Origin of the sequence: Marinobacter goseongensis (assembly GCF_023156235.1) — a bacterium.
Taxonomy (GTDB): Bacteria; Pseudomonadota; Gammaproteobacteria; order Pseudomonadales; family Oleiphilaceae; genus Marinobacter; species Marinobacter goseongensis.
In genome coordinates this window covers 46,110-60,647 of record NZ_JAKZAI010000007.1, presented here as the reverse complement: position 1 = coordinate 60,647, position 14,538 = coordinate 46,110, and the positions used below count along the sequence as shown (strand labels likewise).

Below are 14,538 nucleotides of genomic sequence, written 5' to 3'. Positions count from 1 at the left end.
TGAGACCCCGTAAATTTCGAATACCGTCAATAGCCATTTCCAATAGCGGAATTCCCGCATGGAGAGTCGGTAATGCTGCCCGTATGCTCGCCTGCAGTGAATAGATGACCGTTTTTTACCCTGAGCAAGCGGAACACTATGAAACCGAACATCAAAGCCTGCGGGCAAGCCATGGTGACCGCCATGGTCAATGCGATACTAGCTCTGGCGCTGATGCTGCTGGTGGAGTTTGCCATCAGCGGCACCTTCCAGGTCGCGGAGCCCTATCTCTGGGCCGGCCTGTTAATCTGGCTGGTGATCTTCGTGGCCCAGTTCTGGCGCCAGCGCCATCTTTGCCGATCAGACGACCGACAATTCATCAAACACCCCGCAAAAACCACCGACCTGCCCTGACCTTCCCGCGGCCCGGCCCGGTTGCCCGGGCCCGCCGGCGAAGTTTCGTGATTAAATCGCAAATGCTGCTAATGTAAAGGGAATCAACCTCAATCTCCTGACAGGTAGGCATTTTCATGAACTTGAGCACCTCCATCGGCCTGCGCACCAAAATAGCCCTGCCCTTCGCCATCACAGCCATTGCCCTGATAATCATCGGCCTGTTCAGCGTCAGAACCGTGCAGAATCTGGTTTCAGATGCAGACACCATTGCTGAACGGTTCCTGCCCGCAGTCAGTGAGGTGCTCAACGGCGATCGTGGCCTTTACCAGGCGCTGGTGGCTCAGATGGCACTGATTGATGCAGCCCGTGCCGGTGAATCCACCAAGGGTTTTACCGGTGACTTCGACGAGAACGTCCAGCAAGCCAAAGACCGCATGGGCGAGGCATCGAGGCGACTGTCCGGGACCGGCGTTGCCTCGATACTGACAGGTTTTGATGCCGCATTTGAGCGCTGGGAACAATCGGCAAGGAACGCGATGGCGATGGCCACCGCCGGTGACAGCCGGGGCGCCCGCGCCCTGATGCAGACCGAGGGAGCCCCTCAGTTTTCCACCCTTCGGGATTATTTCGACACAGTTGGCCTTCACGCCGACGAACTCGCCCACGGGAGAGCCCGGGAAGCATCGTCAGAGGGCCAGAACAGCTCGGTGGTGATTCTCGCCACCACCGCCGTGGCGGTCTTGCTCGGCGTGATTCTCTTCCTGGCCTTCATCAGGATGATCATCGGATCCATTGCCGTGCTGCGCAGACAGCTGGACAACATCGCCCAGGGAGAAGGCGATCTGACGCGCCGTATCCCGGCGGAGACCAATGACGATCTCGGCCAACTGGCCACCAGCTTCAATCAGGTGCTCGCCAACCTTCAGACAATGATCGGCGCCATTCAGCAGCTCAGCAACAAACTGGATGATGGTGCGCAGGAACTGGCCACCGCAGCACGGGACAACAACAACGGTATCAGCAAACAAACCGACTCCATTTCCATGGTGGCCACCGCCGTCAATGAAATGCAGAGCGCCATTGAGGAGGTGGCGGGCAATGCCTCCCGGGCGGCGGAAATTACGCGTTCAGCGCAGGAGAAGGGCAACAACAGCGCCACCATCATTCGCAGCTCGTCAGAGCAGGTACGGCGCCTGGCGTCTCAGATTAACAAGGCCGTGGACGTTATCCGCAAGCTCGCACAGAATTCGGAGAACATCACCTCGGTGCTGGATGTCATCCGCGGCGTAGCTGACCAGACCAACCTGCTGGCACTCAATGCCGCGATCGAAGCGGCGCGGGCCGGCGAGCAGGGGCGAGGGTTCGCGGTCGTTGCCGATGAGGTACGCACCCTTGCTCAGCGCACCCAGCAATCTACAGAAGACATCCAGGCCATGATATCCACGCTGCAAACGGGCGTATCGGATATCGTCGCGGTAATGGAAACGGGCAGCCACGAAGCGGTGGAAACCGAAAAGCTGGCCACCGAAGCCGAAAGTGAACTGAACGGCATTCTGGCGGCCATGGCGGACATCAGCGACATGAACATCAGCGTGGCGTCGGCCACTGAAGAGCAAACCCAGGTGGTGGATGAGATCAATCGCAGCGTGACTGAGATCAACGATCTTGCGGCGGAGAGCGCGCGTCGCTCGGAGGGAATCGATTCCATCAGCAAATCCCTTGCGGGTTATGCGGATGATCTCAAAGGTCAGACTGGCCGGTTCCGGGTCTGATCCGGAACCGGCCAGTCTGACCTGCAGGCCAGCTTATTGGCGAATGCCCTCTACCGAAATCTCGATGTGGACGGTCTCAGAGGCTTTACCGAGATCCATGGGAATGCCGAAATCCGCCAGCTTCAGCTCGGTTTCCGCTTCGAACCCCATGCGGTAGCCGCCCCAGGGGTCTTCGCCATGGCCCAGCAGTTCCGCTTCCAGAGTAATTTCCCGGGTAACACCCCGGAGTGTGAAGTCACCGATGATATCGGCCTCGTCGCCATCGTCGTCCAGCACGATCCGGGTGCTTTTGAAAGTGGCTTGCGGGTACTCATCCACGTAGAGGAAATCCTCGTTGCGCAAATGCTTGTCGCGTTCGGCGTGGTTGGAATCCACGCTGCTGGTGTCAATGCTGACCTCCACTGAGCTGTTTTCCGGGTTCTCCGCGTCATACACGAACTGGCCATCGAAATCGTTGAAACGACCATAGAGCCAGCTATAGCCCAGGTGGGAAATCTTGAAGGTGACAAACTGGTGAGCGCCTTTCTTGTCGAACGCGTAGGTGCCAGTGTGTTCCGAAGCCTGAACAGCCCCGACAAGCGACAGGGATACGGCAGAAGCCAGCAACAGTTTTTTCATAACACTCTCCTTTGATGAAACAGCCCGATCAGGGGCGAGTCGATATTCGATTCAGGGATTGCAAACACTATCGGTAAATACCCAGCATCCGGCGCAGGGTGTCGTCTTTGTCCAGCACATGGTGTTTGATCGCCGCCAGGGCGTGAATCACAGCCAGCACGACAATTGCCCAGGTGGCCCAGTAGTGCACCTCTCCGGCGATGTCCTCCATACCTTTCACCCGCCCGGTTACGGACGGTACATCAAACCAGTTGAATACGCTGATCGCGGAGCCGTCAGCGGTGGAAATGAGGTAGCCGCTGACCATGGCGACGAACAGCAGCACATACAAAAGCCCGTGGGTAACGTGCGCCGCGAGCACTTCCCAACGCTGGTGGCTCGGCAACGGGCGGGGCGTCGGATTCATCAGGCGCCAGACCACCCGCAACACCACAGCGATGAACAGCAGGATCCCGATGCTTCGGTGAACGTCCGGACCAAGCCGGTACCACTCGTCGTAATACGAAAGACCCACCATGTAATAGCCAAGGCCGAACAGACCAAATACGGCGATCGCCACCAGCCAGTGCGCCACGATACTGACCACGCCAAACTGGCTGGACGAATTGCGGATTTGCATGAAGAGAAAAACCTCGCTCCCTGATTGATTTACATTCTCGATGATCAAGTCTAGAAAGGCAGGCGGCCAAAACCAACCAAAATGTTTTGGATACCAACATCAGAATTTCTGACCGAACCCCACCCGGAAAGTTCAGATTTCCCATTATGGGCGCTTCCACCGGACCAGCCCTGCCGACCTTCACTTCGGTTAACCGCTATATCAAAGGTCTGATACGGGTAATACGGATTGTTGGAAATGATCAATGCGATAGACTTTACCCATACTTGAAACCCGGTTGGGTGACTCATTGACCGAGAGGCTTGAAGATGGAAATTGAATTCGACGAAAGCGTTGTCGTACCCAGCAACAACTGATGCTCTGGCGGCCTGAACAGGGCCGCTGCATTGTCCGCCCCGGCGGCATCGATCACACTCACCTCACTCTTTTCCCGGTTTTTTACATTAACGGGTGGCAATACCGCGTAGTTTTTGGCAATCTTTCGCAACTGCATTGCTGACACCTCGTCCCTGAACAGGCATCTGCAATATTTATCTACAGTTCGACCGGCCCGCGCTGATGTCGATGTCTTCGTCTTTAGACCCTGAAGAGCCTATGTCGCGAACCCTTCCTGATACGATGGCAGCACCGGATATTGATCTGCTGTCCCCCATGCTCAACAAGGAAGGTGATTCATGGACAGCAGACTACCAGGGCCTGACCCTTCGAACGGCACTGCAACCGATTTACAGCATCTCCCATAAACGGGTGGTGGGGTATGAGGCACTGATTCGCGCCTTCGACACGGATAATTCGGCGGTATTGCCGATCCACCTTTTCGGACTGCCAGCCTCCAACGCAGAGAACCTGCTGCTCGACCGGCTGTGCCGATACCTGCACATTCGCAATTACTCCGGCTTCCACGATCAACTCAACTGGCTGTTCCTGAACGTATCGCCGCAAGTGGTCACCAGCGGCAGCCGGGCAGACGCGTTTTTCGGCCAATTGCTGGAGAAAACCGGGCTGCCCCCACATCGAATCGTCATGGAAATCGTGGAACAGCCCACGGACGATGCCGACCGGCTGCGGGAAACGGTTGCCTATTACCAGAAACTGGGCTGCCTGACAGCGATCGATGATTTCGGCGCGGGCCACTCCAATTTCGAGCGTATCTGGAACCTGTCTCCGGACATCGTAAAGCTGGATCGCAAATTGCTGACCCGGGCCACTGACGACCACAAGGCCAGACAGATACTCAACGGGATCGTGTCCCTGCTCCACCAGTCCGGCTGCCTGGTGTTGCTGGAGGGTGTGGAGACACGGGACCAGGCGCTGATAGCGATCGACGCCGGTGTGGACTTTGTCCAGGGTTTTTATTTCAGAAAGCCCAGTATCCTGTTGGCCGACATACCAACCGAAGCCGCCGACTTCGATCATCTGCTCAACGAGTACAAAAGCCAGAGTTTGGTCACCCGGGACCCGACCCAGCAACTGATCCGTTTTTTCTCGGGGTATTTCCAGAACACCGTGGAAAAACTCAATAGCGGCGCCAGTCTGTCACAGGCGTGCGCCCTCCTGCTGGGGCACCCGGCGGTGTCGCGGTGTTATCTGGTGGATGATCGGGGAGTTCAGATCGGCGACACACTGGTGTCGGACGCCATGGCAGGCAGCCTGGACCCCCGCTTCCGACCACTGGAGAGCACCACCGAGGCGGATTGGTACCGGCAGCAATACCTGAGGCAGGCGCTGGCTCAGCCCGAACGGCTGCAGGTGACAGCGCCCTACCTGTGCATCACCGGCGCCTACATGTGCGTGACGCTATCACTGGGCTATTATCACCAGAACCCGCGGCAGGACGAGCTGAGGATATTGTGCTGTGACATTCTCGCCAATCCCACGGACGGCATCAGGCGACTGGACTGATACCGTAGACCACGCTGATGACCGCCACGGTCAGCAGGCCGATGAACAGATTCATCGGCACCCCTACCTTGACGAAATCCGAGAACCGGTAACCGCCGGGGCCAAACACCATCATGTTGGTCTGGTACCCCAATGGCGTGGCGAAACTGGCCGATGCCGCCATCATGACCGCAATCACGAACGGCTCCGCCGGCACACCAAGAGATGTGGTCATGGACAGCACCACCGGGATTACCAGCACAGCGGCGGCATTGTTGGTGATCACTTCCGTGAGCACCGACACCGCGAAATAAACCAGCAGAATGGTCAGTAACGGATGGCCGCTACTGATCCCGAGGATGCCTTCCGCCACGTACCCGGCCGCTCCGGTTTGCTCGAGCGCGGCGCCAAGGGCGAAGGCGGCGGCTATGGTCAGCATCACGGGCACGTCAACGGCCTTCTGGGCCTGTCCCACCGAGCAGCAACCACTGAGAATCATCAGCGCAGCGCCCATCAGTGCAGCGTTCAGCATGCTCAGCAGACCACCGGCGGCGGCTCCCACCAGTACCAGCAGGATCGCCCATGACAACCAGGCACGGTCATGCCGGGGCGTCTCGGTTTCCAGATCGTTGATCAGCAGGAAATCCTTGTTGTAGCGCTGGCGCGTCACGAACGCCGGGCGGGCTTCCAGCAGCAGCACGTCGCCCGGCTTCAGGCGGATGTTGCCGAGATTGCCGGAGACCCGCTCACCGCCCCTGGCTACGGCCAACACAACGGCACCGTAGCGGTCACGGAAACGGGCATCGCGGATGGTCAGCCCCAGCACTTCCGACTGCGGCGACAGCGCCGCCTCAACCAGCCGGCGCTCCGCCCGGTCTTTGCTCAGGCTGGGCTCATCATCGTGTACCGACGGCACGATGCCGTTAATGCGCAGCAGATCGGAAATGGCCTGGGTATCGCCGGCAAACACCAGCCGATCGCCGCCTTGCAGCCGCTCCTCGGAGGGCACCGCGGTGACCACGCTGCCGTCCCGCTCGATCTCCACCAGGTACAGTCGTTCGAGCTCTCGCAGGCCGGCCTCACCCACGCTCTTGCCCACCAGTGGGCCATCAAAGGCAACTGCCACCTCCAGAGTGAACTCCCGCATGGAGCCGAATCTCTGCTGATCCTTACGGTCCGGCAGAAAGCGGGGCAACAGCAGCAGCATCACCGCCAGGCCGATGACCGCCACCGGCAAACCCACGGCGGTAATTGAGAAAATGGAAAACCCCGCTTCCCCCGTCAGCTGCTGATACTGGCCGTTGACCACCAGGTTGGTGCTGGTTCCGATGAGCGTCAGGGTGCCGCCGAGGATGGCGGAGTAGCTCAGGGGGATCATCAGTTTGGACGGGGCAATGCCGATTTTCCGGGACCAGGCGTGAATCGCGGGGATCATCGTGGCCACAACAGGGGTGTTGTTCAGAAAGCCGCTCAGCAGGGCCACCGGCAACGCGATACGGGCCTGGGCCGAGCGCACCGAGCGGGGGGAACGCAGCAAGTGGTTAACGATCAGGTCTACGCCACCGGAATGGTGGATGCCCGCCGCCACCACGAACATGGCCACCACGGTGATCAGCCCACTGTTACTGAAGCCCGCCAGGGCCTGATCGGCGGTGATGATACCACTGGCGCTGAGCACCACCAGCACGCCCATCATAACTAGATGGGGGCCGAATCGCCCAACGCTCATCAGTAACAACGCAACGCCCGCCAGGCTCAGCGCAAACCAGCCCTGCCAGTCCATAGATCCTGCATCCTGAGAATAAAGGACGCAGGATAACGGCTTTGACGAATACTTAGAAAGAATAAAGGATGCTTTTTAAAGCACTTTCAGCAATATCAGACTTCGATGTCCGCCATATTGCCGTAAGTTTCCAGCCACACCCGCCGATCAGACGCCCGCTTCTTGCCCAGTAGCATGTCCATGCGGCTGTCGGTGTCGTCGCCGTCCTCGATGGTAAGCATCACCAGCCGGCGGGTATCCGGGGCCATGGTGGTCTCACGGAGCTGAAGCGGATTCATCTCACCCAAGCCCTTGAAGCGGGTGGTCTGGATCTTGCCACGGCGATTTTCCGCCGCCAGGCGGTCGAGAATGCCCTGCTTCTCATGCTCGTCCAGCGCGTAAAAAGTTTCCTTGCCCAGATCCACCCGATACAAAGGAGGCATCGCCACGAACACGTGCCCGGCGGCCACCAGCGGGCGGAAATGTTTGAGGAACAGCGCACACAGCAAGGTGGCGATGTGCAAGCCATCGGAATCCGCATCCGCCAGGATGCAGATCTTGTTGTAGCGCAACCCGGCAAGATCGTCAGAGCCGGGGTCGACGCCGATGGCCACGGCAATGTCATGCACCTCCTGGGAGGCCAGGATCTCACCGGAATCCACTTCCCAGGTGTTGAGGATTTTGCCGCGCAGCGGCATCACCGCCTGGAATTCGCGATCCCGCGCCTGCTTGGCAGAACCCCCAGCGGAATCCCCCTCCACCAGAAATAGCTCGGAGCGGTTGGTATCACTGCCCGAACAATCGGCCAGCTTACCGGGCAGCGCTGGACCGGAGGTGACTTTCTTGCGGGCAACCTTCTTGGATGCCCGCAGCCGGCGTTGCGCGTTGTTGATAAACAGCTCCGCCAGAATCTCCGCCACATCGGTGTGCTGATTCAGCCACAGGCTGAAGGCGTCCTTGACCACACCGGAAATAAAGGCTGCGGCCTCGCGTGAGGACAACCGCTCCTTGGTCTGGCCGGAGAACTGTGGTTCCTGCATTTTGAACGACAACACGTAAGCACAGCGTTCCCAGATATCCTCCGGAGACAACTTGACGCCGCGGGGCATCAGATTACGGAACTCGCAGAATTCCCGCATGGCTTCCAGCAGACCGGTCCGCAATCCGTTCACGTGAGTCCCGCCCTGGGCGGTGGGAATCAGGTTCACGTAGCTTTCCATGACCGCTTCGCCCCCTTCCGGAAGCCACTGGATCGCCCAGTCCACCGCTTCCTTGTTGCCGGAGAAGCTGCCGGTAAATGGGTCCAGTGGCACCGCCTCGATATCCGCCAGCGCCGTGCGCAGATAATCCCGCAGTCCGTCCTCGTAGCACCATTCGTCCTTCTCGCCGGTTTTCTCCTGCAGAAAGGTGACCGTCAACCCTGGGCACAGCACCGCTTTGGCCCGCAGGTTATGACGCAGACGGCTGACCGAGAAATTGGGGCTGTCAAAGTAGGACGCATCCGGGGTGAACTTCAGCCGGGTACCGGTGTTGCGCTTGCCCACCGTATCGATCACCGCCAGCTCGGAGGCCTTGTCGCCGTTGGCGAAAGTCATGCGATGCAGCTGACCGTCCCGTTTGATGGTCACCTCAAGGTGGGTCGACAGTGCGTTGACCACCGACACCCCCACCCCGTGCAAACCACCGGAAAAGTTGTAGTTGCCCTGAGAGAACTTGCCGCCGGCGTGCAGCCGGGTCAGGATCAGCTCGACGCCCGGCAGACCTTCCTCTTTGTGAAGATCCACGGGCATACCGCGGCCGTCATCCTCAACGCTCAGGGATCCATCACTGTACAACACCACATCGATCCGGCGGGCGTGGCCGGCAAGCGCTTCGTCGACACTGTTATCGATGACTTCCTGCGCCAGGTGGTTGGGGCGGCTGGTGTCGGTGTACATGCCGGGGCGTTTGCGAACCGGGTCCAGGCCGCTCAGGACTTCAATGGCGTCGGCGTTATAGTCTTGCTGGCTCATAGGAAGGGACAGACTCCGCGGATTTGTTATAAAACTGGCCCATAGCTTAGGGATTCGCGGAGAAAGATCAACGGTTGTTTTCGCGTCAACGCTCGCGGGTCAGGGTATCCATGCCGGCACCGGACACTTTCAGGCGATCCCAACCCTCAGGTGTTATCGCAAGCACCGCGCAGGGGGTGGTCAGTACCTGAGCCACCAGGGTGTCTGCTGCGGGCTGCCGGACCGTCATGGTCACCTCCAGCGTACCGTCGCGGATCTCGGACTGCTCCAGCGTGACACCATAGCCCCCGGTGGGTTTCTGGCCAAGACTGACCAGAACCAGATGCTCACGCTCGAAATCCACGGCCCTCAAGGTATCCAGCGGCAGATTGCGGGTCGGCAGGCCAGACAGCCGTTCGATCTGACCGGCGCTGTCCAGATACACCAGCCCTGGAGCGGCGAGACCGCAGTGGTTTGACTGGGTTAGCTGGCGCGCCAGCGGAGCTCCTTCTGCGGTCTCCCCGCGGTTAACAGCGCACCCCACCAGCAATCCTGCGGTCACCAGCAAACTGACGTATCGGGTAGCGGGGCGGCCCTGCAATGGGTTCAACGGTTGGTCTCCACAGCTCTCACCGGCTCGTTTGGTGCCGTTTCAACAGATTTCAGACGATACCCCTCGAATCCATAGCGGGGCATGCCCATGGACGTGATGGTCGGGCGCCTGAAGCTGGTACTCAGTGTGACATCCGCCAGCGGTGACTCGCCAATGACAATTTTTTCAGGCAGTCCGTTTACCGGGTACTCGGCGCAGGCTTCGCCGTTTTCACAGATCAGCCCGTTGTTGTCCATGTCTGTGCCGGCCACCAGGAAATACTCACCGGGTGGCACATCGTCAAAGCCATAGCGATACTGCCCATCGGCCGCCTCGACCACGCTCTGGGCCATGGTGTCGCGGTCATCATCGGTGCTGACCAGCAACACATAATGACGGCCGGCGTTCAGGTCCTCCGAAGAGCCACCGAACTGCAGCGTGACCGGCACGGTTAAGGTCCTTTCAGTAGAACTGTCCGTGCTGGTGTACCTGGCTTCCAGAGTGAACCTGTAGGATTCCGTCTGATCGAGACCTTCAGTGTTCACAGATACGCTCACGGGCTCTTCCAAATTGAGAACACCGGTCTGGAGACTTGTACTAAGCCACGCTGGTGGCTCTGAAACGCTCAGAATATTGATAGCGATACCCGGATCAGAGGGGTACTTCAACAATTCCAGGCTCTGCGAGTTAACGACTCCGTTGAATTGCAGCGTCGACGGACTTGAGGCAAGCACCGTGGAAAAGTCTCCATCCAAAGCCGCATCTACCGATTTGAGCGCATCAATCATACCCGCGCCATATTCCGTAGAGTTGGGCGGAGAATTGGTCAACTCACCATTAACCAACAGGGTGAAAAACATGTCCGGTGTCATGCCGGGCTGGGCGGATTTCATTAACGCATATATTCCCGATACATGAGGCGCGGCCATGGAAGTACCCTGCAATCCCGCGTATCCCGGCACGAACACGCCGCCGTCATCACTTCCCCAGGCACTGGGGATGACATCAGCAACCCCATCCTGATTGGCGTCACGACTGGCATCGCCGCCCGGCGCCACCAGATTCACCGAAGCGCCAACATTGGAATAGGAGGCTCGGACACCTGCCCCGTCAACCGCTCCGACGCCGACTACATTGGAGAAGGCAGCCGGGAATGTGGGTTCGTCGGTGCTCTGGTTGCCCGCTGCCGCAACCACAAGCTTGCCGTTGCCGCCGGCCCAGGCCCGGTCAATGGCGTCCTGCAGGCTCTGGCTGGGCCCCAACCCGCCGAGACTGAGGTTAATCACGTCAATTTCGCTACGGGTGGCGGCCCAATTAATGGCCGCTATGAGGTCGGCCGAGTTGCCCACCCCATCCTCGCCCAACACCCGCACAGGGAGAATGTCTGCCTCCGGCGCCACACCAATCACACCCTGAGTGTTATCGACCGCACCGGCAATACCGGCCACATGAGTACCATGGAAATTACTGCTCTGGGCCTTACCATCACCGGGATCGGCCGGGTTGGTATCGCGCCCCAGGGGATCACGGAAACGGTTGTCAATGTCCAGCTCTGCGGATACATAGTCCATAATCTGGCCCGGCAGTGTCACCACGTTCGCCACCAGGTCCGGGTGCCAGGCGCCCCCGGCAGCCGGCGTGTTGCGGAACAGCCCGGTGTCCATAACAGCGATACCTACCCCGACGCCGACATCCGGGGCCACCTGCCAGGCCAGCGGCAGATTAATCAACGGATAGTTCCACTGGCGGCTGTAGAGGGGATCGTTATCCGGCTCGACCACCTGAGCGCTGTACAGGTAGTTCGGTTCCGCATGAGCAATGTCCGGGCGCTGCTGCAAATCCCGGATCCAGGCCACGGTGTCCTCGCGGGCCTGTTTCGATGCCTGTGCCGACAGGGCCGACAAGGGTTGCGCGGTGGTCCGGCGGAAATGCCAGGAATTGCCGCCCAGCCGGCGGGCATTGTTGGCCGACATAGCCTGCGCCACCGCGCCGGCATCTTCGGCTGACATCAGTGCCGGCCGCAAAGTAACAACCGCTTCATCGAGCAGGAAATCCGGCTCAACGTATCGTGTGCTCATCACACTTTGGGCGCCTTCAGTCGCAAGCGTCAGCACATAACGAAATGGCGACCCTCCAGAGGTGCTGACCTCAATCAGGTACTCACCCGCTTCAAAGTCTGACGGCAGAACGGCCGAAATCGAGCCAAATCCCGAAGAATCGGGAGGGCTAAACGGAGACTCTTGACCGGTGTCCGCATCAATAATTCTGACCTTATATCGAGGACTCAATAAAGAACTCAGGAAAAACGCATCGGGCGAGCCGAAAACCTGAAGACTGATGCGATCACCGTCAGACAGATTGGCCGCGTAGGTATCCACCCGGTCCTCGGGGTATTGGAAGGTATCGGACGTTTCCGTGTTGTAACGCCCCGAAGTCGCGCTCAGATAACCACCGATCACGGCCGTGTTCGGTAAAACCTGCGCAGATCCGCGGTCGTTGTTGGTGCCGCTGACACCCAGGCGAATATCATCAGCCGTATCCACATCCACACGGGTGCGGCTCTCCATGGCAATGACACCGGATAGATCAGGCACAGGTTGAGCGTCGGACGATGATCCGCCACCGCCTCCGCCGCACCCGGACACCACGGTGCCCGCGATCAAGAGAATACCTGCACACCATCCTGCTCTTATTGTTTGCATTTACCCGATTCCAGTCGCGGTTGCTTGGCCAGTGCTCAAGGATACAACACTGCATGACTTAGTAGTTGACGCTTTCTGTTGTGCTTACGTTCCCGAACTTTTTCCGGATGCAAAAAACCGCCGACAGGTTACCCCATCGGCGGTTTCAGATGCTTTACGCCCTTCTGATTACAGAGCGTAGAACAACATTGGCACGAACGCTGTCAGCAACAGGGTCGGACCCATCACGGCCAGCGGCAGCAGCAGGCGCTCATAGCGATGCCAGAAGGTACCGGTACGCTCCGCAGCCAACACTTCGGTTTCGCCAACAACCTGCCGGGTAAGCAGGTGGTTCAGTGCCACCGGCGGGCTCAGATAGCCCAGCTCGAAGGCCACCAGACACACGATCCAGAAGTGCAGCGGGTCGATGCCAAGCTGAATCGCCGGTTGCGCGATGGTGGCAGACACCAGGATGACCGCGCCGAACGGATCCATCACCATGCCGATCACTGTCAGCATCACTACGATCACCATCATGGCGATCCATGGGCTGGTCAGGCTCTCGGGGAACAGGGCATGGACAATGTCCGATCGCTCGAGAATACCGCCGAGACAGATCGAGAAGCCGATCAATGCCAGCAGGGCACCGATGTGAACCGCAGAATCACTGGCGGCCGCTGTGCTTCGCACCCAGAAGGCCTTTGCACGGCTTTGGCCCTCGTCCCGGCTGTCTCTGCCGGCATCCAGATAAACCAGACCCAACATCACCAGCGGCAGAATCATCGGCGCACTGTACTCGTTGAAGCCCAGCCCCAGAATAATCCAGATACCGAGAATCACGGCCAGGGCAACGGCTGCGTAAGGAGCCAGCGGCTTGAACTGTTGCAGGGATTCACGGAACGCACCCGGAGCCGGGCGCGGACGCCAGTTACCCTGGGTCTTGCAGACAATGATCGAGAACAGCGTGGCCGAGAACATGAAGACCCAGAAACCCCAGCCATACAGCTCGGTCGTGGTCACCTCCTTGTTCAGTGCCGCCACAACCACGATCAGCAGACACGGATTGAGCACCACACCCAAACTGCCTGACATGGCGGTGGTTGCCAGAGACAACTGCCGCCCGGCGCCGGCACGACGCAACTCATCGTAGACCACGCCGCCCACGGCAAGAATGAAGATACCGGAAGCCCCGGTAAATGCCGTGGGGAAGGCGGTGGCAAAGATCATCACCGACGCCAGCATGGGTGCCGGCAGCTGGTAGGGCTTGATGATATTAAGCAGCAACTCCGGAATGCGCGTCTGCTTGAGCGCCATACCCACCAGCACGTAAAGCCCGATGTTGATGAACATGGACGACAGGTTCGCCATCATTCCGAAGTAGATCGCCAGCCCCGAGGTGTACCCGTCCACGAAGAAGAAGTAACTCATGGCGATCAGGCCCATGCCGCAATACAGCGGAACCACCAGACCAGAGGAGGCGTTGAGGCTACCGGGCTTCATGCGTTCAGGGATACTGAAGAGCCGCACCAGGTTGATCACAATGAACAACCCGAATACCGCTGCCCAGGCATACTGCAACGTCATCGTGCCTTCCGATCCCGGCGACGTCGATAGCCTCCCGGCGTAGGACATCAGCGAAAACACCATCAAACCGTTCACTGCCAGTTGCGTGCCCTGGCTCAGGCGCCACTCCGCGCGGTTGCGCGGCAACCGCAACGCGATGTGGTCCGCGTCCAGTGCGGAAATCGCCGCAGCCATCGCAAACATGGCAATAAACAGGAACTTGGTCAGCTCAATGTTATCCAGCAGGAACGAGGCGAAGCCCTGCTCTACTGTTTTGAAAACGCCCAGTGCCGCCGTTGCGTGCTTCTGATTCTCCTCATACAGGCGGTGCCGCTGCTCGCAAAGCTGGACGTTGCGTTGCAGTGACTCACGGACAGCATCCGGGTTCGGAGGAGAGCTGAACAAGTCGTCGGGGTCGGGCTGGTAAGCATCCATCTGTTGCTGGACCCGCGCTTCGATATCAATCGACAAATCGCAGGTAGGCTCGGTCGCGTCCGGATCAAGCAGATAGTAGTTAGGCCAGGTCTGTTCCCCCACCCAGAGCATTCTGGAGTGGAGGGAGTTGCCCATGCCAAGCAGGAGTGTAAACAGTAGAAGCAGCAGGAGGATCACCCCGTGCGAACGATGCACGGGGTAAAGGGTTTTGGAGCCTGCCGCTGAAAGGGCTCGCCAGTTCATGAAGGA

11 protein-coding genes are annotated in these 14,538 nt (G+C 59.1%); 3 read left to right on the top strand and 8 right to left on the bottom strand.

Annotated features, from left to right (window positions below; genetic code table 11):
* Positions 1-138: 138 nt before the first annotated feature.
* Positions 139-393, top strand: coding sequence for a hypothetical protein (locus MLC70_RS07955; RefSeq protein ID WP_248182841.1), 255 nt, complete (start codon positions 139-141; stop codon positions 391-393).
* A gap of 116 nt (positions 394-509) precedes the next feature.
* Positions 510-2,147 carry a methyl-accepting chemotaxis protein gene (locus MLC70_RS07950; RefSeq protein ID WP_248182840.1) on the top strand — a complete coding sequence of 546 codons (1,638 nt, stop codon included), beginning with the start codon at positions 510-512 and terminating at the stop codon, positions 2,145-2,147.
* A gap of 33 nt (positions 2,148-2,180) precedes the next feature.
* Here MLC70_RS07950 and MLC70_RS07945 read toward each other — a convergent pair whose 3' ends face one another.
* From MLC70_RS07945 to MLC70_RS07935, 3 genes are all read right to left on the bottom strand, one after another.
* Positions 2,181-2,765 (bottom strand): YceI family protein, encoded by a 585-nt coding sequence (locus MLC70_RS07945; protein ID WP_248182838.1) that lies wholly within the window; start codon positions 2,763-2,765, stop codon positions 2,181-2,183.
* Between the two features lie 67 nt (positions 2,766-2,832).
* On the bottom strand, positions 2,833-3,384 hold the full coding sequence (locus MLC70_RS07940; RefSeq protein ID WP_248182836.1) for a cytochrome b: 552 nt from the start codon (positions 3,382-3,384) through the stop codon (positions 2,833-2,835).
* Between the two features lie 286 nt (positions 3,385-3,670).
* The gene (locus tag MLC70_RS07935; protein ID WP_248182835.1) at positions 3,671-3,877 is read right to left on the bottom strand and encodes a hypothetical protein; all 207 of its coding nucleotides are present in this window, start codon (positions 3,875-3,877) and stop codon (positions 3,671-3,673) included.
* Positions 3,878-3,978: 101 nt separating this feature from the next.
* On the opposite strand from MLC70_RS07935, the gene MLC70_RS07930 reads away from it, so the two are divergent.
* Positions 3,979-5,286 carry an EAL domain-containing protein gene (locus tag MLC70_RS07930; protein WP_248182834.1) on the top strand — a complete coding sequence of 436 codons (1,308 nt, stop codon included), beginning with the start codon at positions 3,979-3,981 and terminating at the stop codon, positions 5,284-5,286.
* Here MLC70_RS07930 and MLC70_RS07925 read toward each other — a convergent pair.
* From MLC70_RS07925 to MLC70_RS07905, 5 genes are all read right to left on the bottom strand, one after another.
* Positions 5,270-7,048, bottom strand: a complete 1,779-nt coding sequence (locus tag MLC70_RS07925; protein ID WP_248182832.1) for an SLC13 family permease — start codon at positions 7,046-7,048, stop codon at positions 5,270-5,272. The genes MLC70_RS07930 and MLC70_RS07925 overlap by 17 nt on opposite strands.
* 95 nt (positions 7,049-7,143) lie before the next feature.
* Positions 7,144-9,039 (bottom strand): DNA topoisomerase IV subunit B, encoded by a 1,896-nt coding sequence (parE, locus tag MLC70_RS07920; RefSeq protein WP_248182829.1) that lies wholly within the window; start codon positions 9,037-9,039, stop codon positions 7,144-7,146.
* An 85-nt stretch (positions 9,040-9,124) separates the two neighbouring features.
* Positions 9,125-9,628, bottom strand: a complete 504-nt coding sequence (locus MLC70_RS07915; RefSeq protein ID WP_248182826.1) for a protease complex subunit PrcB family protein — start codon at positions 9,626-9,628, stop codon at positions 9,125-9,127.
* On the bottom strand, positions 9,625-12,273 hold the full coding sequence (locus MLC70_RS07910) for a S8 family serine peptidase (protein ID WP_248182824.1): 2,649 nt from the start codon (positions 12,271-12,273) through the stop codon (positions 9,625-9,627). The genes MLC70_RS07915 and MLC70_RS07910 overlap by 4 nt, the downstream gene beginning before the upstream one ends.
* A gap of 207 nt (positions 12,274-12,480) precedes the next feature.
* Positions 12,481-14,532, bottom strand: a complete 2,052-nt coding sequence (locus MLC70_RS07905; RefSeq protein ID WP_248182821.1) for a TRAP transporter large permease subunit — start codon at positions 14,530-14,532, stop codon at positions 12,481-12,483.
* Between the last annotated feature and the right edge of the window lie 6 nt (positions 14,533-14,538).